Origin of the sequence: Citreicella sp. C3M06 (genome assembly GCF_018860705.1) — a bacterium.
In the GTDB taxonomy this organism is placed as follows: Bacteria; Pseudomonadota; Alphaproteobacteria; order Rhodobacterales; family Rhodobacteraceae; genus Salipiger.
This window is the reverse complement of the sequence record NZ_JAHKQA010000031.1, coordinates 61,687-83,477: the sequence shown is the minus strand read 5'-3', so window position 1 is coordinate 83,477 and position 21,791 is coordinate 61,687. Positions and strand designations below refer to the sequence as shown.

16 protein-coding genes are annotated in these 21,791 nt (G+C 64.6%); 5 read left to right on the top strand and 11 right to left on the bottom strand.

Translation table 11 applies throughout. The annotated features are described in order from the left end of the window. Positions 1–149: 149 nt before the first annotated feature. From KO516_RS06340 to KO516_RS06325, 4 genes are all read right to left on the bottom strand, one after another. A complete protein-coding gene (locus KO516_RS06340) occupies positions 150–617 on the bottom strand; it encodes a hypothetical protein (RefSeq protein WP_216002952.1) in 468 nt (155 codons plus the stop codon). Next, the gene (gene parE / locus KO516_RS06335) at positions 610–2,568 is read right to left on the bottom strand and encodes a DNA topoisomerase IV subunit B (RefSeq protein ID WP_216002951.1); all 1,959 of its coding nucleotides are present in this window, start codon (positions 2,566–2,568) and stop codon (positions 610–612) included. Before parE ends, KO516_RS06340 begins: the two co-directional genes overlap by 8 nt. An 84-nt stretch (positions 2,569–2,652) precedes the next feature. Next, a complete protein-coding gene (locus KO516_RS06330) occupies positions 2,653–2,937 on the bottom strand; it encodes a hypothetical protein (RefSeq protein WP_216002950.1) in 285 nt (94 codons plus the stop codon). 86 nt (positions 2,938–3,023) lie between these two features. After that, a complete protein-coding gene (locus KO516_RS06325) occupies positions 3,024–3,605 on the bottom strand; it encodes an outer membrane protein (RefSeq protein ID WP_216002949.1) in 582 nt (193 codons plus the stop codon). Between the two features lie 424 nt (positions 3,606–4,029). Here KO516_RS06325 and KO516_RS06320 point away from each other — a divergent pair, with 424 nt between their 5' ends. After that, entirely contained in the window at positions 4,030–4,461 is a 432-nt protein-coding gene (locus KO516_RS06320) for a DUF4168 domain-containing protein (protein WP_216002948.1), read from the top strand. Positions 4,462–4,496: 35 nt separating this feature from the next. Here the strand turns inward: KO516_RS06320 and KO516_RS06315 are convergent, their stop codons facing one another. The 5 genes from KO516_RS06315 to KO516_RS06295 all read right to left on the bottom strand — a co-directional run bounded on the left by KO516_RS06315 (position 4,497) and on the right by KO516_RS06295 (position 9,087). Beyond that, complete coding sequence (locus KO516_RS06315) at positions 4,497–5,141, bottom strand: hypothetical protein (RefSeq protein WP_216002947.1); 645 nt, start codon at positions 5,139–5,141, stop codon at positions 4,497–4,499. Between the two features lie 187 nt (positions 5,142–5,328). After that, positions 5,329–7,128, bottom strand: a complete 1,800-nt coding sequence (lepA, locus tag KO516_RS06310; protein WP_216002946.1) for a translation elongation factor 4 — start codon at positions 7,126–7,128, stop codon at positions 5,329–5,331. A 180-nt stretch (positions 7,129–7,308) separates the two neighbouring features. Continuing rightward, on the bottom strand, positions 7,309–7,623 hold the full coding sequence (locus tag KO516_RS06305; RefSeq protein ID WP_216002945.1) for a hypothetical protein: 315 nt from the start codon (positions 7,621–7,623) through the stop codon (positions 7,309–7,311). 409 nt (positions 7,624–8,032) lie between these two features. Further along, positions 8,033–8,236 carry a CsbD family protein gene (locus KO516_RS06300; RefSeq protein WP_216002944.1) on the bottom strand — a complete coding sequence of 68 codons (204 nt, stop codon included), beginning with the start codon at positions 8,234–8,236 and terminating at the stop codon, positions 8,033–8,035. A gap of 89 nt (positions 8,237–8,325) precedes the next feature. Beyond that, positions 8,326–9,087 carry an NAD kinase gene (locus KO516_RS06295; protein ID WP_216002943.1) on the bottom strand — a complete coding sequence of 254 codons (762 nt, stop codon included), beginning with the start codon at positions 9,085–9,087 and terminating at the stop codon, positions 8,326–8,328. A 170-nt stretch (positions 9,088–9,257) separates the two neighbouring features. Between KO516_RS06295 and glyA the strand changes: the two genes are divergently transcribed. Further along, positions 9,258–10,553: a serine hydroxymethyltransferase gene (gene glyA / locus KO516_RS06290; RefSeq protein WP_216002942.1), complete on the top strand. Its 1,296-nt coding sequence runs from the start codon at positions 9,258–9,260 to the stop codon at positions 10,551–10,553. Between the two features lie 298 nt (positions 10,554–10,851). Further along, a complete protein-coding gene (locus KO516_RS06285; RefSeq protein WP_216002941.1) occupies positions 10,852–12,474 on the top strand; it encodes an MFS transporter in 1,623 nt (540 codons plus the stop codon). A gap of 471 nt (positions 12,475–12,945) precedes the next feature. Here the strand turns inward: KO516_RS06285 and KO516_RS06280 are convergent, their stop codons facing one another. Together KO516_RS06280 and KO516_RS06275 are read right to left on the bottom strand one after the other, a co-directional pair. Next, positions 12,946–13,575, bottom strand: coding sequence for a VPLPA-CTERM sorting domain-containing protein (locus tag KO516_RS06280; RefSeq protein WP_216002940.1), 630 nt, complete (start codon positions 13,573–13,575; stop codon positions 12,946–12,948). A gap of 279 nt (positions 13,576–13,854) precedes the next feature. After that, a complete protein-coding gene (locus KO516_RS06275; protein ID WP_216002939.1) occupies positions 13,855–14,508 on the bottom strand; it encodes a redoxin domain-containing protein in 654 nt (217 codons plus the stop codon). Positions 14,509–14,671: 163 nt separating this feature from the next. Here KO516_RS06275 and KO516_RS06270 point away from each other — a divergent pair, with 163 nt between their 5' ends. Next, the gene (locus KO516_RS06270) at positions 14,672–16,111 is read left to right on the top strand and encodes an aldehyde dehydrogenase family protein (RefSeq protein WP_216002938.1); all 1,440 of its coding nucleotides are present in this window, start codon (positions 14,672–14,674) and stop codon (positions 16,109–16,111) included. Positions 16,112–16,404: 293 nt separating this feature from the next. After that, complete coding sequence (locus KO516_RS06265) at positions 16,405–21,768, top strand: CHAT domain-containing protein (protein WP_216002937.1); 5,364 nt, start codon at positions 16,405–16,407, stop codon at positions 21,766–21,768. The last annotated feature ends 23 nt before the right edge of the window (positions 21,769–21,791 follow it).

Sequence of the window (21,791 nt, the reverse complement as noted above, 5' to 3'; positions counted from 1 at the left end):
ATTTGCGCAACAACGCCGTTCCTGAGGCTAAACGGATATAGCTCCACCCCGACCCGTTGGAGGGGGTACGGATGCAGGAGCGGTTGGCGTCGGGAGAGGCGACGGAGGAGGCACTTGCGGGGTGATTGGGGGACGGGATGACCACCGTGCTATAGGCGGTTTTCTTCAAGATTGAGATAGGGCCGGAATTTCTCGTACAGCACTTCGAATTGCTCCATCAGCCATGAGAGCTCGTCCATGTGTTTCTTCACATATGCCTTACGCTCATCTTCCGAAAGATGATCGGCTTCAAGCATCATTGCGAACGTATTCATGTCGCAAGCGCATTTGAAGATCTTCTCCAAATAGTCCAGCATCTTGCGATCAAATAGAAAAGCCGCCCTACGAAACCTTCGCGAATAATCGCGGATGTTCACAGGATCGACCTTACCCGACTTAATGATCTCGTGAATGAAAAGCTGAGTCTCATCAAATACCGCGAACCTGCGGTCGAACAGTTTTTCCCTGAAGGTCTGCCGGCTCACTCTCCATTGCTGGTAGGCTATATAGGCCACGAGCAAAGCAATGATCGGCGGACCGAGGCGTTGGAAATACTCGGTCCAATGGACCTCACACATCCAGCTCCTCCACGAACCGCGCGTTTTCCTGAATGTACTGGAAGCGCAGCTCGGGTTTCTTGCCCATCAGGCGCTCGACCAGATCGCCGGTTTCGCCGGGCTCGTCCTCGTCGATGGTCACGCGGATCAGCTTGCGCGTCGCCGGGTCCATCGTGGTTTCCTTCAGGTCCTTCGCGTCCATCTCACCCAGACCCTTGAAGCGCTGTACGTCGATCTTGCCCTTGCCGCCAAGGCCCTTGGTCAGCATCGCCTCTTTCTCGGCGTCATCGGCGACGTAGACCCGCTTGGCGCCCTGCGTCAGGCGGTAGAGCGGCGGGCAGGCCATGTAGAGATGACCGTGGTCGATCAGCGGGCGCATCTGGGTATAGAAAAAGGTCATCAGCAGCGCCGCAATATGCGCGCCGTCGACGTCGGCGTCGGTCATGATGATGATTTTTTCATAGCGCAGATCATCGAGGTTGAACTTCGTGCCCAGCCCGACGCCAAGCGCCTCGCACAGATCGCGGATCTCGGCGTTCGAGGTCAGCTTGTTCGACGCCGCCCCCAGCACGTTGAGGATCTTGCCCTTGAGCGGCAGCAGCGCCTGCGTCTCGCGGAAGCGCGCGCCCTTGGCAGAGCCGCCCGCCGAGTCGCCCTCGACGATGAACAGCTCGGTGCCCTCGCGCGATTTGGCCGAACAATCGGTCAGCTTGCCCGGCAGCCGCAGCTTTTTCGTCGCCGATTTGCGCGCGGTTTCCTTTTCCTGACGCCGCCGCAGGCGTTCTTCGGACCGCAGCACGAGGAAATCGAGGATCGCCCCGGCGGATTTGGTATCCGACGCCAGCCAGTTGTCGAAGTGATCGCGCACCGCGCCTTCGACAAGGCGCTGCGCCTCGGTGGTGGCAAGGCGGTCCTTGGTCTGGCCGACGAACTCCGGCTCGCGGATGAAGCAGGACACCAGCGCGCAGCCGCCGGTGATCAGGTCCTCGCGGGTGATATTCGACGCCTTCTTGTTGTTGATCAGCTCGCCGTAAGCGCGCACGCCCTTGAGGATCGCGGCCCAGAACCCGGCCTCGTGGGTGCCGCCCTCGGGGGTGGGCACGGTGTTACAGTAGCTCTGGATGAAGCCATCGCGCGACGGGGTCCAGTTGATCGCCCATTCGACCTTGCCGGGGGTCTGGAATTTCTCTTTGAAATCCACGGTTCCGGCAAAGGGGCGCTCGGCATAGGTCGAGGCGCCGCTCAGGGTTTCAGTCAGGTAATCCGCAAGCCCGCCCGGAAAGTGGAAGGTCGCCTCGAGCGGGGTTTCCTTGTCGTCGATGGCGGATTTCCAGCGGATCTCGACGCCGCTGAACAGATAGGCCTTGGAGCGCACCATCTTGAACATGCGCGCGGGCTTGAAGCGGTGGGCGTGAAAAATCTGCTCGTCGGCGTGGAAGGTCACCGTGGTGCCGCGCCGGTTGGGGGCGGCGCCAACCTTGGCCACCGGGCCCTGCGGGATGCCGCGGGCAAAGCGCTGTTCGAACAGCTCTTTGTTGCGCGCCACCTGCACCACCATGGAATCGCTCAGCGCATTGACCACCGAGGCGCCGACGCCATGCAGGCCGCCCGAGGTTTCATAAGCATCGCCCGAGAACTTGCCGCCGGCGTGCAGGGTGCACAGGATGACCTCGAGCGCGCTCTTGCCGGGGAATTTCGGATGCGGATCGATCGGAATGCCGCGGCCATTGTCGCGGATCGTCACCGAATAATCGGCGTGCAGTTCGACTTCGATGCGGTTGGCATGGCCGGCGACCGCCTCGTCCATCGAATTGTCGAGCACTTCGGCCACGAGGTGATGCAGCGCCCGCTCGTCGGTGCCGCCGATATACATGCCGGGGCGTTTGCGCACCGGTTCCAGACCTTCGAGCACCTCGATGGAGGACGCGTCATAGGTCGCGGCTTCGGTTCCGGCGAGAAGGTCATCGGCCATGCTTGCTGCTCGTTTTCTGCTATCGTTGGGTGCCGGTCAGTATGGCAGAGCAGGCGGGCAGGGGAAAGCCCCGAGCGTTGCCGGTCAGGCCGGATCGCGCGGCAGGTCGAACCAAGCCTCGCCCATGGCAACGATGCAGGAGGTGCCCGAGGCATAGGCGATGACCATGGTCCAGTCACCGGCCGGGTCGAGCCATAACTCCATGATCTCTTCGGGATTTCGCAACCCGGATGAGGCCTTGGTCGCGCCGCTGCGCAGGCTGAGCCGTTCGCTCATGCGCTGGCTCGGCTCGCAGAGCACCTCTGCGATGGGCGAGGCCGCGAGCGCGGGCATCGGGGTCAGAAAGGGAATCAGCAGGGCGATGCGCATACAGGCAAGTGTAACGGGCTGATGACATCGCGCAACAAAAACGCCCGAAGCGATGCTTCGGGCGTTTGCAGGGGCTTTGCGATGGATCAGAAGCGGTAGTTCACGCCAATGGTTGCGACGGTGGCGCCGATCTCGGGGGTGCTGCCCTCGAAATCGTTGAATTCGCTGTACGAGACTTCGCTGTTCAGGGTCACGTTCGGGGTGATGAAGGTTTCGGCGCCGAGGCCGACGAAATAGCCGCCCGACGAGCTGGCCTTGTAATCGCCGCCGGTGAGGGTGCCATGGGCATAGCCACCGTTGCCGTACCAGAGCGTGCGGCCGGTATCATAGCCAAGCCGACCGCCAACGCGGGTCATGCTGTGCAGCTCGGTATCGCGACCGATTTCCATGTTGGAGTGCTTGTAGTCGATCAGGCCACCACCGACCCAGTCGCCAAAGTCCACGTCATATCCCGCGCGCACGCCAGAGACAAAACCGCCCTCGTCATCGGCGGCGCCCGAGCCAAGCTGGAGGCCGACCGAGCTGCCGGTCCAGTTGTAATCAACCGGCGCGGGGGCGGGCGACATGTCCACGACGGGCTGGGTTTCGACCGGCGTGGGGGCCAGAGAGCCTGCCAGAGCGGGCGTGGCGGCGAGGAAAGGAAGGAGGAAAAGCGGTTTCAGAGTCATTGTCGACTACTCCATTGATTCATTTGGGTAACCCGCAGGCCAACGCAGGCGGGCATCGGATGGATATATAGCGCTTCGCGGGCCGATTACCTCCCGATCCGGGTCACAACATCGTGCTGTCGTTGCGTGGTGGCAGGTACGGTGCCAGTTGCACGAGTTGGCCGGCGCAGAGGCGGTGCCCATGCCATCTGTTGCACCGAGGCAGGGGCGGAGCAACCCGTCGGATATGAGGCGGATCAAGGGGGGCCTGTCGCGACGTCAGGCTGGTTGCGCGGCGCACCGCCACCGATTGGCGCCGGTTCCGGCAGTGCCTTGCCGGTGGCGGGGCCGGGGCGGCGCGGGGCTTTGAAAGCGCCGCAGCCGGTGTCTAGCTGAGGACAGAAGGCGCGGGGATGGTCCCGCCCGACAACCACTCGGAGACAACATGACACTCAATGGAACCCTGACGAAATCCGCCGTGATCCTTGCGCTCGTGGTGGCCCCCGTGGCCCCGGTGATGGCCCAGAGCGTTGACAGCCCGCAGGCCCCCGCCCAGTCCCCGGCGCCGGTTGCCCCCGAAGCCGGCTTCAGCGAAACCGAGCTGACATCCTTTGTCGATGCGGCCCTGTCGGTACAGGCGGTGCAGCAGGAGTATGCCGCCCGGATCGAGGCCACCCCCGAGGCCGAAGACAAGCAGGCGCTGGTGATGCGGGCACAGGACGAGATGGCCACCGCCGTCGAGGCGACGGAGGGCATGGACGTTGAGACCTACAACGAGATCAGCGCCGCCGCGCAAGCCGATCCGGCGCTGAACGAGCGGTTGATGGCCATGGTCCAGACCCGTGCGCCGCAGACGCCGCCCACCGCGACGGAATAACTCAATTCGGGCGCCCCGCATCGGGGCGCCCGTGGTCAATCCGCCGGTGAGGTGTCGGGCGGGGTTTGCGGCAGGGCCGCATCGTCGGGCACCATCTGAGAACCCGGCACATAGACCACCTTGCCCAGCGTCTCGTCGCGCCCCGACTTGCGCTGCTTGAGCACGCCTTCGACGATGTAAAGATCCTCGACCGCGTAATCCGTCCAGACATTGTCCGCGCCGCGGATCGAAATGGCCGGTTTCACCTGTGCATCGAAAAGCTGGAAATACTCCGGGTCGGCCCCGGATCGGAAGGCGCGCATCACCGCCAGAACCTCGTCGAAATCGGTGATACGCTCGTCGACGACGAAAGCGCACAGCGCCTCGTAACCGCCGCCGCCGACCCCGACGACCAGCGCAGGCACCCAAACCAGTGGATTCGCCAGCGTCGCCGCCGCGCCCGCCAGCCCGCTGGTTCCCGCCGCCGTGGCGCTGCCAAGCGCCGATCCCAGCAGCGTTGCGCCGGTCTTGGAATTGACCAGCGTATAAACGCCCGTTGCGCCGCCGCTGACCGCCTGCCGCGCGCCGCTGCCCTCGATCAGCTTGCTCGGGCGGTAATCGCAGACCTCGGCCAAGGCGCCCTGCGCCGAAAGGCAGGCGGTCAGCGCCACGCCAAGTGTCATCCAGTGTTGAGTGCTCATCGTGCCACATCCTGTGTCCAGACACCGTGCAGCAACACCGACGCCGCCGAGTCTGCAAGCAACATTCAAGCGATCAGGGGGCAGGGTTGTTGCGCCGCGCAGCTATCGGCAAAGCGCCGCCGTATCCATGCAACGCAAGCTTTGCGCCGGACCTGAAAAGGGCACCCCGTGGGGTGCCCTTTTGCGATCAGTTGTCCATTTTAAGCGCCGAGATGAACGCTTCCTGCGGGATCTCGACCTTGCCGAACTGGCGCATCTTCTTCTTGCCGGCCTTCTGCTTTTCCAGCAGCTTCTTCTTGCGCGTGGCGTCGCCGCCATAGCATTTCGCCGTCACGTCCTTGCGCAGCGCGCTCAGGGTTTCGCGGGCGATGACCTTGCCGCCGATCGCCGCCTGAATCGGGATCTTGAACATGTGGCGCGGGATCAGGTCCTTGAGCTTTTCGCACATCGCCCGGCCACGCATTTCGGCGCGGTCGCGGTGCACCATCATCGACAGCGCATCCACCGGCTCGTCATTGACGAGGATCGACATCTTTACCAGCGCATCCTCGCGATACCCCTCGAGGTGGTAGTCGAAAGACGCATAGCCCTTGGTCACCGATTTCAGCCGGTCGTAGAAATCGAACACCACTTCGTTGAGCGGCAGATCATAGACCACCATGGCGCGCGGCCCGGCATAGGTCAGATCGAGCTGGATGCCCCGCCGGTCCTGACATAGCTTCAGCACGTCGCCAAGGTAATCGTCGGGCACAAGGATCGTCGCCTTGATGCGCGGCTCTTCGATGCGGTCGACCTTGGTCATGTCGGGCATGTCGGCGGGGTTGTGAAGGTCGATCTTTTCGCCGTCCTTCATGTACAGATGATAGACCACCGAGGGCGCGGTGGTGATCAACTCGATATCGTATTCGCGTTCCAGCCGGTCGCGGATCACCTCAAGATGCAGCAGCCCGAGAAAGCCGCAGCGGAAGCCAAAGCCAAGCGCCGCCGAGGTTTCCATCTCGTAGCTGAAGGACGCATCGTTCAGCGCCAGCTTTTCGATGGCATCGCGCAGGTCTTCGAATTCGGCCGAATCCACCGGGAACAGCCCGCAGAACACCACCGGGATCGACGGTTTGAAGCCGGGCAGGGGCTTTTCGCAGCCCTTTTTCTCGTGCGTGATGGTGTCGCCGACCTTGGTGTCGCGCACCTGCTTGATCTGGGCGGTCAGAAAGCCGATCTCGCCCGGTTCCAGCGTGTCAACCGTCTGCATCGCGGGGCGGAAGACGCCGATGCGGTCCACCGGGTATTTCGCCCCGGTCTGCATCATCTTGATGTTGTCGCCCTTTTTCAGCACGCCATCCATGATACGCACCAGCACGACCACGCCGAGATAGGCGTCGTACCACGAATCGACCAGCATCGCCTTGAGCGGCGCGTTGCGATCGCCCTTGGGGGCGGGCAGGCGCTTGACGATGGCTTCCAGCGTTTCGGCAATGCCGATGCCCGACTTGGCCGACACCAGCAGCGCCTCGGAGGCGTCGATGCCGATGACATCCTCGATCTGTTCCTTGACGCGCTCGGGCTCCGAGGCGGGCAGGTCGATCTTGTTGAGCACCGGGACGATCTCGTGATCGGCGTCGATGGCCTGATAGACGTTGGCGAGGGTCTGCGCCTCGACCCCTTGCGTGCTGTCGACCACCAGAAGCGAGCCTTCGACGGCGCGCATCGAACGGCTGACCTCATAGGCAAAGTCGACGTGCCCGGGCGTGTCGATCAGGTTGAGCACATAGGTCTCGCCATCCTGCGCGATGTATTCGATGCGCACGGTGTTGGCCTTGATGGTGATGCCACGCTCGCGCTCGATATCCATCGCATCGAGCATTTGCTCCTTCATCTCCCGCTGGGTGACGGTGTTTGTGGACTGAATCAGCCGGTCGGCCAGGGTGGATTTCCCGTGGTCGATATGGGCGACGATGGAGAAGTTGCGGATGTGCGAAAGCTCGGTCATGATTTTGGGGATATGCGGTGGAATAGGGCGTCGGTCAAGGTGGGTTGTTGCGACGAGGCCCGCGAGCGCGCTTCTGCGCCTTTAATAACGCGAGCAGGGGCCGCCCTGTCTGTTCTTACCGGTCGAGCCGGGGCAGTGGATTGGCCGGTCGGCAGCAGTGAAGGTGACAGGCGATCCCGTTCAGGCATGCGGCCCGGCATCCGCATGCAGCAGATTCGCGGTGTTCAGGGCCCGGTTGGCTGCATTCCATTGGGTGTTGCGCCGACCGCCGTTCGCGACAAAACCGATTAGCTCTGCGCTGCCACTGCCGGCCCGAAGCGGGAGGTCCGCATCAAGCCCGGCCAGCGATGCCGCCGTGCTGGCAACGGTGTTTGCGGTGTGAGTGTTTCTGCTGAGTGAATTGTGGAAAGTCGTCGCCCCGACTGGTCTGCTGATGACGGGTGGTGCAAAGGCACTCAACGCCAGATCGGCTGTCGCAAGAACGTTGGGAGTCATCCTGTTGTCTCGCCTCGCGTCCAGATGGAACGCGACTATAGCTCAGAAGGTGTCACAAACGGCTTTGTCGCCCAAATCCTGTCAGGGGGTCACTTTGTGCACCCAGCATGATAGCTGGGAGGCATGAGCCGTTGGTCCCCCACGGCATAGAAGACCACTTGCAATGACAGCCTGAGACAGCGCGGATCGTTGGCGATCCCTTGACCGGCAGCACATGCTTGCGCGTGTGCGAGGCGGGCTTGATCCCGAGATGACCTGGACACCGTCGCTGACCGGCAGGGATTGACAGCAAGCACGCATCCAATGGGCGAACGGGACTTTGCACCCCCCTGAAAACGAGAAGACCCCGGGGAGGGAAACCCGGGGTCCGTACGTGCCTTTGCCCGCTTACGACAGGCCCTGATCAGGGTCAGGTGGCGTGGTTGTTATAGAAGGAGTCGACCTGCCTCTCGGCGTCGTCCTTGGCGATGCCATAGCGCTCCTGAATGACGCCGACAAGCTTTTCGCGATTGCCCTCGGTGCGGTCGAGATCATCATCGGTGAGCTTGCCCCACTGGATCTGTGCATCGCCCTTCAGCTGTTTCCATTTGCCTTGGATTACATCCCAATTCATCGGAGGTTCCTTTCTCTGGCAGTCTTGGCCCGCCTCGTCGCGGGGTTCGACATCACAACCCGCGCGCCAGAGGAAAGGTTCCGCGCGGCTCAGACGAATTGTTCGCGGATCAGCCGTTCCTCGAGCCCGTGTCCGGGATCGAACATCACCCGGTGCGTAACGCTGGGTTCCGAGCGGATATGCACCCGCAGCACGTCGCGCACCGACTGGCTGTCGGCTTCGGCCATCACCGGGCGCTTTTCGGGCTCGAGCACTTCGAAGGTGACCTCGGCGCCCTTGGGCAGCAGCGCGCCGCGCCAGCGCCGGGGGCGGAAGGCGGCGACGGCGGTCAGCGCCAGCACATCCGCGCCAATCGGCAGGATCGGCCCGTGCGCCGAATAATTATAGGCAGTCGATCCTGCGGGGGTTGCCAGCAGCGCGCCGTCGCAGACCAGTTCGGGCAGGCGCAGCTTGCCATCGACATGGATCGCCAGCCGTGCCGCCTGCGGGCCCCCGCGCAGCAGGGACACCTCGTTGATCGCCAGCGCCTCGTGGATCGAGCCGTCCGCGCGGTGGGCGCGCATCGACAGGGGGTTGATCACCGCTTCCTCGGCCGAGGTCAGCCGTTCCTTCAGCGCATGTTCGGAATAGGCGTTCATTAGAAACCCCACCGTGCCCCGGTTCATGCCATAGACCGGCACCGCCAGTTCCTGCGTGCGGTGCAGCGTGTGCAGCATGAAACCGTCGCCGCCCAAGGCGACGATCACATCCGAGCCAGCCTCGGCGTGGTTGCCATAGCGGCGGGTCAGCCCGGCAAGGGCCGCCTGCGCGATGGGCGCGTTGGACGCGCAAAAGGCGATCTTCAGCGGCATGTGTTTCCCTTCGCGCGGCCTTGGGTCCGAAACAATCACAAGTTTCCCCAAGCTTCCAGAGACGTCGTTCCTCTACTGCGCAAATGCCGCTTTGATCCCTTTGCGCGGGGGGCGCTTTCCTTTAGGTAGGCGCCACATGACGAATCCTTGACACCCGGGAGACCACGCCCATGAACGCACCGCACCGTGATGACGGCTTCTTCACTCAGGAGCTTGCCGAACGTGACGCCGAGCTTTTTGCCTCGATCACCGGTGAACTCGGTCGCCAGCGCGACGAGATCGAGCTGATCGCCTCCGAGAACATCGTCTCCCGCGCCGTGATGCAGGCGCAGGGCTCGGTGATGACCAACAAATATGCCGAAGGCTACCCGGGCAAGCGTTACTACGGCGGCTGCGATTGGGTGGATGTGGCGGAAAACCTCGCCATTGATCGCGCCAAGCAGCTGTTCGGCTGCGAATTCGCCAATGTGCAGCCGAACTCGGGCAGCCAGGCGAACCAGGGCGTGTTTCAGGCGCTGATCCAGCCGGGCGACACCATCCTTGGCATGAGCCTTGATGCGGGCGGCCACCTGACCCACGGCGCCAAGCCCAACCAGTCGGGCAAGTGGTTCAACGCCATCCAGTACGGCGTGCGTCAGCAGAACAACCTGCTGGACTACGATCAGGTGCAAGAGCTTGCCACCGAGCACAAGCCCAAGCTGATCGTGGCGGGCGGCTCTGCCATTCCGCGCCAGATCGATTTTGCCCGGATGCGCGAGATTGCCGACAGCGTCGGCGCCTACCTGATGGTCGACATGGCGCATTTTGCCGGCCTCGTGGCGGGCGGCGAGCATCCCTCGCCCTTCCCGCATGCGCATGTGGCAACCACCACCACCCACAAGACCCTGCGCGGCCCGCGCGGCGGCATGATCCTGACCAATGACGAGACCATCGCCAAGAAAGTGAACTCGGCGATCTTCCCCGGCATTCAGGGTGGCCCGCTGATGCATGTCATCGCTGGCAAGGCCGTGGCCTTTGGCGAGGCGCTGCAGCCGTCGTTCAAGACCTACGCCAAGCAGGTGATCAAGAACGCGCAGGCGTTGTCCGATCAGCTGATCAAGGGCGGCCTTGATACCGTGACCCACGGCACCGACACCCATGTGGTGCTGGTCGACCTGCGCCCCAAGGGCGTCAAGGGCAACGCCACCGAAAAGGCACTGGGCCGCGCCCACATCACCTGCAACAAGAACGGCGTGCCATTCGACCCGGAAAAGCCGATGGTCACCAGCGGCATCCGTCTGGGTTCGCCCGCCGGGACCACGCGCGGCTTTGGCGAGGATGATTTCCGTCAGGTCGCCGACTGGATCATCGAAGTGGTCGATGGGCTTGCCGCCAATGGCGAGGATGGCAACGCCGAGGTCGAGGCCAAGGTGAAGGCCGAGGTGCAGGCGTTCCTCAAGCGCTTCCCGATCTACCCGACGCTCTGAGCTTCGGGGCTGAATGACAGGGGCCGGTGCCACGCGCACCGGCCCTTTTTCATGGCTGCGGGGCAGGGGCCCTGACCTGCCGAACGAGGCTGTGTAGGTATGCCGCTGAGGCAGAGCTTTGGCCCGCGTTGGGCCCGTTTCCCTGCAGGCGCCCCTCGTAGTGACAAGCAAGCCTGCTGCCCGCTGTTGACGCGCGACAGCGGTTGCCCGGTACGGTCAAGGGTTGACGCCGGGCATGGCTGTGCCAGTTTGCCGCGAGGCCCGCGGTCCGGCGGTAGCCAGCATTCCGGATCCTGTCATGCCCGAACCCGTTTCCAACCCTCTGTCCGTCCTGCGCATTCCGGCGTTTCGCAACCGCTGGGGGGCGTCGCTGGTATCCAACCTTGGCACGCTGGTGCAATCGGTCGGCGCAGGCTGGATGATGACGCAGATCTCGGACTCGGACGCGATGGTCGGCTTGGTGCAGGCCAGCGTCACGGTGCCGACCATGCTGTTTGCGGTATTCGCGGGCACGCTGGCCGACAGCCATGATCGGCGCAAGGTGATGATTGGGGCGCAGCTGTTCATGATGGCCTCGGCAACGCTGCTGACGCTGCTGGCGTGGGGCGGGCTGATGACGCCGTGGCTGCTGATCGGGCTGACCTTCATGATCGGCACCGGATCGACCTTCTTCAACCCGTCATGGCAGGCGTCGATGGGAGACATCGTGCCGCGCTCGGATCTGCCGGCGGCGGTGGCGCTCAATTCCATGGCGTTCAACGCCATGCGCTCGGTGGGTCCGGCCATTGGCGGCATCATCGTGGCGGCGGCGGGGGCGGCGGCGGCCTTTGCCCTGAACGCGGTCAGCTATGTGGCGATGATCGTTGCGCTGTGGCTGTGGAAGGCGCCGGTGCCGGACAACGCCTTGCCGCGCGAGCCGCTGAGCCTCGCGATCCAGTCGGGGCTGCGCTACGTGGCGATGTCTCCGAACCTTGTGAACGTGATGGGGCGGGCGTTCCTGTTCGGGCTGGGGGCGGTGGCGGTGCTGTCGCTGCTGCCGGTCATCGCGCATGAGCGGCTGAAGGGCGATGCCACCACCTATGGCGTGCTGCTGGGCTGTTTCGGCGTGGGCGCCATTTTTGGTGCGGTCTTCAACGCGCGGCTTCGGGCGGCGATGGACAACGAGCATATCTGCCGGCTGGCCGCAGTGGTCGGGGCGGCATCGACGCTGGTGCTGGCCTTTGCGCCGGTGATCTGGCTGTGCCTTCCGGCGCTGTTGTTCAGCGGCGCGGCATGGGTGATCGCGCTGTCGCTGTTCAACGTGACGGTGCAGCTGTCGACGCCACGCTGGGTGGTGGGGCGCGCCATAGCGCTGTACCAGTCGGCCAGTTTCGGCGGCATGGCGCTGGGCAGCTGGCTGTGGGGCGCGGTCTCGGACGGGCAGTCTCTGTGGGTGGCGCTGTGCGGCGCGGCGGTGACGCTGGCGCTCGCGGCGCTGGTCGGGCTGCGGCGGGGGCTGCCGGAATACGGCAATCTTGATCTGTCGCCGCTGGGGCTGTTCCGCGAGCCGATGTTGCAGCTGGATGTGCAGCCGCGCAGCGGGCCGGTGGTGGCGATCACCGAATTCGAGATCGCCCCGGCGGATGTGCCCGAATTCCTCGAAGTCATGGCCGAGCGCCGCCGCATCCGTATTCGCGACGGGGCGCAGAACTGGGTGCTGATGCGCGATCTGGAAAACCCGCGGATCTGGCAGGAAACCTATCACGTGCCGACATGGGTCGAATACATTCGCCACAACACCCGGCGCACCATGGCCGATCACGGCACCTACGAGCGTTTGCTCGGGCTGCACCGGGGCGAGGGCAAACCGCACACCCGGCGCATGATCGAACGCCACAGCCTCGCACGGGGGCGCGGCGGGGTGTACCGGTTCGATGTGTAAGCACGCCGCCGGTCGCAGCTGACAGTTGTTGACAGGGAGGGGTGCGCCGATCCCCCCGCCTCGGGCGAGACTGGCAGCCAAGGGGAATGTCCTTTTGCGACGTCGCGATTAGCGCTTTGACCAAGCGCTCAGGATAGGGCGCAGCGAAAAACGACCGGCGACACCTTAAGGGAGGGCGGAATTCCAAGGAAGATGACGATTGCAAACGCCCCATAGCCGCTGCTGGGCGCCCTGACATTTCCACTGGCCGCGTCGGTGCCCGGTGATGTCGACCCTTGGTTCACGGAAAGGATCACGGCCCTCGGGCAATGCACCGAGACGATGCCGTCAGACCAAGCGCGGTCGCCCTTTGCCCGGCGTATGATGGCAAAGGGCGCCGCAGTGGCGCGTGCTTAGACCCGCCAAGACAAACCGAAGGCGAGTCGGCGGTTGTCTTTTGACAGGATTTTCCGTCTGCTTGCTGGCGTGCGATCAGCTCTTGCGGCGCCGCGCCAGCAGGCCAAGCCCGACACATCCGGCAAGCGCCAGCGGCAGGGTCGCGGGCAGCGGCACTTCGGCCGTGTCGTCGATCGCGGCGGAATAGATGTAGGATGATTGACCTGCCGAGCCCGACAGCGTCAGCGACAGGTTGCGCCCGTCGCTGAAAGACACCGATACCGTCGCGTTCGGAACCGCCGCGCCGCCGTTGTTGAAGAACACGCTGCGGAAATTCGTTGTGCTGTCGGCGGTGTTGACGGCGTCGAGGTCGGCGCGGAAACGGAAGGCTTCGGTCGGGCCGAACCCTGTGGTGGTGTAGGCGAGCGACGTTGTCCCCGAGGTTTCGTTCGCCACGCTCTGCCCGACGGTGCGGCTACGGGTCAGCGACCCGCTGACCACGGTTTCGTTGTAGATGTAATCGAACCAGTACCCCGGCGCATTGATCGCAAAGGTGAAGGCGGTGATGGTTTCGACATCCGAAATGTTCATCAGGGTGAACTGCGGGCGGTCGCCGCTGGAGGCGGTGGTCGCCACGGTCAGCTGGAAACCGACCGTTGCGGCATGGGCACCAGTTGCGAAAAACGCGGCCACAAGGCCAGCGAGAACAAAACGATGAGACAACATCGAGGCGGAGATCCTTGAACGGGATGGGCGAAAGACGAAGACAGCTTCGAGCTTTGCAGCATGCGTTCGCAAGGAATCGCGTTGGCTTGGCGCAGTCGGGCTCTTGGCGCGCATATGGGCCCGGCGGGGGTTTCAGGCAAGGGGATCTTGCTTGCCTCGGCGAGGATCTGGCCGCGCCGTCTGTAACCATTGCAACGCTGCCACGCGCCCAATCCACGCCATGCAAAAGGCCTGCCGTTTCCGGCAGGCCCGATGGGTCTGAACGCTGTGCTGGCGGTGTCAGGCCGGGTCTTTGGCGTAGCGCAGGTAGGGCAGCTTGATGTCCAGCGCGCCGTATTTCTCGGCGGCTGCGGCGTCATCCAGCGACAGGGCAACGATCACGTCCTTGCCGGTTTCCCAGTTCGCAGGCGTTGCCAGCGGCGCGCCATAGGTCTTTTGCAGCGCGTCGAGCGCCCGCAGCACCTCGGCAAAGTTGCGGCCCACCGACATCGGGTAGGTCATCATCAGCTGCACCTTCTTGTTGGGCGCGACGATAAAGACCGACCGCACGGTGGCGCTGTCTGCCGGGGTGCGCCCATCGGGCAGGTAGGCATCGGCGGGCAGCATGTCGAGCGCCTTGGCGACCTCGAGCCCCTCGTCGGCGATGATCGGGAAACCGGCGCTGGCCCCGGCGGTCTTTTCAATGTCGCTCTTCCACGACTTGTGCTCTTTGACACCATCCACGGAAATGCCCATCACCTTGGTGCCGCGCTTGGCCCATTCATCCGAAAGCTGCGCGACGGCGCCGAATTCCGTGGTGCAGACCGGGGTGAAATCCTTGGGGTGCGAAAACAGGATCGCCCAGTCCTCGCCGATCCAGTCGTGCAGGTCGTACTCGCCAAGGTCGGTGGTGACGTGAAGGTTGGGGATCTCGTCATTGATGCGCAGAGCCATGATGTCTTCCTTTCCTGTGGAAATCTGTCGGCTTTGGTCTTGTTTCTTTAGATACATTCGGAAATCACAAGCGCAAGACCCCGGCTTGCGGATGACGGGGGAGAGTGACAAGGTGTCGCTCAATACAAGAATATGATCAAATTCGAGACTACGGAGAGACGACATGATCGAGAAGCGTCAGTTCTATATCGACGGAGCCTGGGTCGATCCGGCCGCCCCGCGTGACCATAACGTGATCGACCCGGCGAGCGAAGATCCCTGCGCGGTGATCTCGCTGGGCGATCAGGCAGATACCGATGCGGCGGTTGCGGCGGCCAAGCGCGCCCTGCCGGGCTGGATGGCGACCCCGGTGGCAGAGCGCATCGCGCTGGTCGAGAAACTGCTGGCCGTCTACCAGCGCCGCGCCGAGGAAATGGCACAGGCGATGACGCTGGAAATGGGCGCGCCGATCGGGCTGTCGCGCAGCAGTCAGGTCGGGGCGGGGCTGTACCACCTTGGCAATTTCATCGTCGCCGCCAAGGATTTCCAGTTCGAGACCAGCTTTTCCGAAGCCCATCCCGACACGCGGATGATCCACGAGGCGGTGGGCGTTTGCGCGCTGATCACGCCGTGGAACTGGCCGATGAATCAGGTGACGCTCAAGGTTGGCGCGGCGGCCATTGCCGGGTGCACCATGGTGCTGAAACCGTCCGAGGAATCGCCGCTGTCGGCGCTGCTCTTTGCCGAATTCATGGATGAGGCGGGCTTCCCGAAGGGCGTGTTCAACCTTGTGAACGGCGATGGCGTGGGTGTGGGCACGCAGCTGTCCTCGCATGTCGATGTCGACATGGTCAGCTTCACCGGCTCGACCCGCGCCGGGCGGGCAATTTCTGTCGCGGCGGCGGAAACGCTCAAGCGGGTGCATCTGGAACTGGGCGGCAAGGGCGCCAACCTGATCTTTGCCGATGCCGACGACAAGGCGGTCACGCGCGGCGTGCGGCACATGATGCAGAACAGCGGCCAGAGCTGCAACGCACCCTCGCGCATGATGGTCGAGGCGCCGATCTATGACCGTGTCGTCGAAGAGGCGGCGGCAGTGGCAAAGTCGGTCACTGTGGGCGCGCCCGCCGAGGATGGCCCGCACATCGGCCCGGTGGTCAACGCGGTGCAATACGGCAAGATCCAGGCGCTGATCGAAACCGGCATCAAGGAAGGCGCGCGGCTGGTCGCAGGCGGCCCCGGTCGCCCGGAGGGGTTCAACAAGGGCTTTTACGTGCGCCCGACCGTGTTCGCCGACGTTACGCCGGACATGACCATCGCGCGCGAAGAGATCTTTGGCCCGGTGCTGTCGATCATGAAGTTCGAGACCGAGGCCGAGGCGGTCGAGGTGGCCAATGACACGCCCTATGGCCTGACCAACTATGTGCAATCGGGCGACACCGAGCGCCGTCACCGGCTCGCCCGCCAGCTGCGCTCGGGCATGGTCGAGATGAACGGCAAGAGCCGTGCGCCGGGGGCACCTTTCGGGGGCATGAAACAGTCGGGCAATGGCCGCGAAGGCGGCATTCACGGCATCCACGATTTCCTTGAAATCAAGGCCGTCAGCGGCTGGTCCGCCGAGTGAAACAACGGCGGAGGGCGTCTGCCCTCCGCCATCCCCCGCCCTGCGGGGAAGGCCATGCGGAGCGTCCTTGACAGCCGCAGGCTACAGGTGACGCGGCTTTGACCCTGTTCTCAAAGCCCCCCGCGCATCCCTGCAACATTATGCATAGGCCATTCACCGCGCTTGTCGTGATCCGTGCCCGCGTTGCTCGCGCCCGGAGGAGACAGGGTGCGCCGCGCCTTTTCTTTGACTTTACGTCAACTACGCGCTTAAGTTGATCTCATAGCTGATCTGATTTGAAATATGAGGGTATTATGGCCTCGTTGATTTTGCCCGGCCAAGTGATCCGTTCCGGCGCGCCCGAAGACGTGCCGCCCGCGCTGAAGGGCGTGATGGAGATCACCGAGGTCCACGAAGTGCTGGTGAGCGCCGCGCGCGGCGGCGATGCCCCGGACCGCACCCACATTGATGAAAGCGCGGAAACGGACATCGTCGAGATCCAGCTCGAGAGCGGGCTGAAGCTCTGGCAATCCGTGGCGGATGCGCGGCGCGATTTCGCTGGGGTCGAACGTTCAATCGCCGATCAGGCGCTGCTGGTGCCGCGGGTGCTGCCGCTGTCGCGCGGGGCAGAGCGCGGCGCAGGGGACTACGCGGTGCGCGCGGTGCGGCTGCTGCGCACCAACCTTGCGGGCACGGCCGGAGAGATGAGCGCGCTTGCCCTTGCGCAACATATCGAAAACGCCAGCGACCATGGCTTTCATCGCTGCACCCGCAGCGCCTCTGGCATCCAGTTGGTGCCGACCGGCAAGATCGACGCGGGCAAACCGATGCTGGTGCTGGTGCATGGCACGTTTTCTTCGACGAGCGGCAGTTTCGACGATCTCACCGTCGGGGATGACCTGTGGCCGGTGCTGGAGCGCGCCTTCCCGGGGGGGATCTTTGCGCTGGAACACCGCTCGGTCACGGTGGACCCGATCGAGAACGCCCGCGATCTGCTCATGGCGTTGCCCAAGGGCGCGCGGGTGACGCTGCTGTCGCATTCGCGCGGCGGGCTGGTGGCGGAACTGGTGGCCCGCGCCGCGCGGCCCAAAGGCGAGACGCCGTTCGATGACACCGACCGCAGCATCCTGCGCAAGGCGGGGCGCGATGTTGCGATGCTCGAAGAGCTCGGCGCGCTGATCACCGAGCGGGGCCTGACGGTCGAGCGGATGATCCGCGTCGCTGGCCCCTTGCGCGGCACGCCGCTGGCGTCGGGGCGGCTTGACCGGGTGCTGTCGATCGCGCTCAACAGTTTCGAGCTGATCCCGGCGCTCAAGGCATCGGTCGCTTACGAGCTGTTCAAGGCTTATCTGCTGGGCTTTGTCGCGACCAAGGCCGACCCGGAAGCGCTGCCGGGGCTCGAGGCGATGATGCCGCGCGCGCCGCTGGTGGCGATGGTCAACCGGGCAGACCTGCGGCTGGGCGGGGCGCTGCATGTCATCGCCGGTGACAACGAAGGCAAGGGCCTTTTGCGCAAGCTTCGCAATCTGGCGCTGGATCTGTTCTTCGAGGACGACAATGATTTCGTGGTCAATTACGCCTCGATGAGCCGGGGCACGACGCGCATCTCCGCGCCGGTGCTGACGCCGATCCGCACTCCTGAGATTACCCATTTCAGCTATTTCGGCACGGGCGCCGCACGGGGGGCCATCCTTACGGCGATCCGCTCTGACCTTGGCGCGCCGGCGCTGGGCGGCGATCTGCCGGTCGATGACGACCCAGAGGGGTTCGAGATCGCGCAATCGCGCGGGGCGGCGGATCTGCCGGTCTGCATCTTTCTGCCCGGCGTGATGGGCAGCCATCTTTATCAAGGCAAGAACTGGGTCTGGTCGAACCCGCTTCAGATGGTGACGGGCGGGCTGTCGCTGTTGCGCTATCCGGGCAACGATGTGCGCCCCGGCAACCCGATGAAGCGCTATTACGGCGATCTGGCCAATTACCTTGCCCGCACTCACCACGTGATCGCGCTGCCCTATGACTGGCGCGAGAGCGTGCTGACCACCGGGGCGGGGCGGCTGGCGGCGGTGGTGCGCAAGGCGCTGGCGCAGACGCAAAAGCCGATCCGCTTCATGGCGCATTCCATGGGCGGGCTGGTGGTGCGCGCCTTTATCGACGCGCATCCTGATCTGTGGGCCGAGATCCGCCGCCGCAAGGGCAGCCGCTTTGTCATGCTGGGCACGCCCAATGGCGGCGCGTTTTCGATGGTGCATATGCTGATGGGCCGGGCCAAGAACATTCGCCAGCTGGAAATGGCCGACCTTGCCCATGACATGACCGAGCTGCTCGACATCGTGTCGGGCATGCCGGGGCCGGCGCAGTTGCTGCCGGTGGATGCGCAGGGGCATTACCTGACGCGGCAGGCGTGGCAAGAGCTGCGCAACATCGACAACGGCCCGTGGGTGGTGCCGCCCGAAGCATCGCTTAAGGCGGCGCGCGCGGCGCACCGGCTGTTTGCCAGCCAAACGCTTGACCCGGACCTCACCTGCTATGTCGCCGGGCTTGGCCCCGAGCTGACGCCAAGCGGGCTGCGCATCGATCAATCCGCCGCGCCGGGCAAACGGGTTCAGTTCATCGCCACCCGCGCGGGCGATGGCACGGTGACATGGGCCACGGGCATCCCCAAGGGGATCGAACCCTATTACCTGCCGGTGGTGCACGGCGATCTGGCGCGCACCAGATCGGCGTTTCCGGCGCTGGCGGAGCTGCTGGAAAAGGGCGAAACCTCGGGGCTCAGCCGCACCCGCCCGGCGCTGGCGCGCGGCGCGCAGGACCCGGTGGTGATGCCCGACGCGGTGCCGCAGATCTATCCCGAACCGCAGGATGTGGTCGATGGGATGCTGGGGGCGGGCGGCCCTGCGCCGCTGGGCACAGACACCGATCTGCCGGTGACCGAGGTCACATTGCGCCACGGCGATCTGCGCTTTGCGAGGCATCCGGTGCTGGTCGGCCATTATCTGGGCGATCCGATCAACGGGGGCGAGGCGGCGCTGGACCAATGCCTTGATCACAGCCTGTCAGCGGTGCGCGAACTGGGGCTTTATCCCGGCGAGGCGAAAAGCTGCGAGGTCATCCTGCGCCTTGGCCGCAACCCGGGCGGCGCCGTGGTGGCCGGGCTTGGCCCGTTTGGCGATCTGACGCCCGGCGCCTTGCGCGAAACGGTCAACCGCGCGGTGCTGCGCTACGCCATGACCCTGCGCCGCCGCGCCGCCGAGGACGGCAAGTCGCTGGCCGAGATGGACCCGATCCGGCTGACCAGCGTCGTGATTGGCCACAAGGGTGCGAACATGACGGTGCAGCAATCGGTTCAGGCGATCCTCGAAGCGGTGGCCGACGCCAATCTGACCCTGCGCGACACCCCGATCGCCAAGCTCGAATTCATCGAGATTTACGAGGATACGGTGTTTCAGGTGGCCAGCGCGCTGTATAGCGCCAGCCGCGACGGGCGGGTGGCGGGGCTGATCCGCTTCGATCATCGCATCCGGCCCGGCGACGGCGCGCAGCTGCGGATGGATTACGCCAGCCAAGAGGACAGCTGGCAGCGCATCATCGTCACCCGCAACGCGCAGCGCGCCGATGTGCTGGATTTCACCGCCATCACCGAAGGCGCGCGGGCGGAATTCAAGAAGACCTCTGTGCAGGCCGAGGTCATCGACCGCCTGCTGCGCGAAAGCCGCGAAGGCACGGCGACGAAACGCACCCTTGGCAAGCTGTTGTTTGAGCTGATGATCCCGATCGAGCTCAAGAGCTTTGCCAAGAACGATCAGAAGATCCAGCTGGTGCTCGACAGCAGCACCGCCCACATCCCGTGGGAGCTGATGGAGGATGACATCAACACCTTTGGCGAGGGCCTGTATCAGACCATGGCCACGCAGGATTTCAAGCCGATGGTGATCCGCACGCCGATCATCCGCCAGCTTGCGATCGAGGGCCGCCCGGTGCCGCGCGCCCGGCTCGACACGGCGCTGGTGGTCGGCGATCCGATCAGCGCCTTGCCGCCGCTTGATGGGGCGCGGCGCGAGGCCGAGCTTGTGCAGCGACTGCTGCAAGACGAGGCGGGTTATGATGTCACCGCGATGATCCGCTCTGACAGCGGGCTTTCGGTGCTGGAGGCGGCGCTGCTCAAGCCGACGAAGATCATGCATTTCGCCACGCATGGGGTGTACGATGACAGCGGTGAAATCCACACGGCGGGGCTTGTGCTGTCGGATGGCATCACGCTGACTGCCGCCGAGCTGCGGCAAATGCGCTATGTGCCGGAATTCGTCTTCCTCAACTGCTGCCATCTGGGCCGGGTGCAGCCCAATGTCGGCCCGATTGCCGCCAGCCTGTCGCAGGCGCTGATCGAAAAGGGCGTGCGGGCGGTGATCGCCGCTGGCTGGGAGCTGGACGACGCTGGTGCGCTGCTGTTCGCCGAGAGCTTCTATGGCAGCCTGCTGGCCGGGAACCGCTTTGGCAATGCGGTGCATCATGCGCGGCTCAAGGTGTTCCGTCGCTACCCCGACACCAACACATGGGGCGCCTATCAATGCTATGGAGATCCCGATTACACGCTGCACGATGATGCCGGGGACACCGCGTGGAACGGGCGGCGGCGGCAGTATTATTCGGCGGATCACGCCTGCCGCGCGGCGCGCAACATCGCCTGCGATGTCGGCAGTCCGCATCGGGGCCGCGACGAGCTGATCCGCGAGCTTGATGAGATCGAGCGCGCCGCCGATCCCGACTGGCATGACAATGCGCAGTGGACCGAGGCGATGGGCCGTGCCTATGCCAAGCTTGATATCTACGCCCCGGCCATCGCCATGCTGGAACGGGCCACGCGCGGTGGCCGCTCGGACTCCAGCATCGGCGCGATCGAGATGCTCGAGGACCTCAAGGTGCGCAAGGCCACGCAGGACTGGACGCAGGCCGAGATCGACGCCGCAAGCGCCCCCGATGATGCCCGCGCCAAGGCGCAGGAGCTGGCCGATACGCTCAAGGCGCAGCAGCAGTCGGTGACCAAGGCGGCGCTGGCGCGGCTGTCGGCGCTGGATGCGCTGATCGCTGGCGCCGAGGGGCCGCTGCTGACCGTGAGGCGCGAGTCGCTCAAGGGCTCGGTGACCAAGCGGCTGGCGCTGGGGCGCAACCCCGGAGCGCCGCGCCATGCCGCGCTAAAGGACATGGTGGCCTGCTATGAATCCTCGATGCGGCTGACGGCGCAGGCCGATCCGGGCGGCCCGCTTGACCGGCACGCCACCTACAACTGGCTGTCGGGGCATCTGGCGCTGGGCACCGACCTGATCGAGGGGCAGCCGCTGAACGCATGGTTCGACCGGCTGCTGGCCGAGAATGCGACCGCCGAAAACGCCGATCCGGAATTCTGGACAGCGGCGCTTCCGGCCGAGGTCGATGTGCTGCTTGGCCTGCTGGCGCAGCCGCAGGAACGCCCGCAGATCTTTGCCCGCTTCGAGACCTGTTTCCGCCACGCATGGGCGCGGGGCGGGGCCTATGCGCAGGCACGCGCCATCCGCGAGCATGTGGCCTTCCTGCGCTTCCTGCATGAAAACGACGCGGAAAAGGCCGACTGGATGCGCCGGGTGCAGATGTTCCTCGACGACCTGACATGGAGCTATCGCAGCGATCAGCCGCGCGAATTCTAGCGCTGCGCATTGCCGCCCGCCGG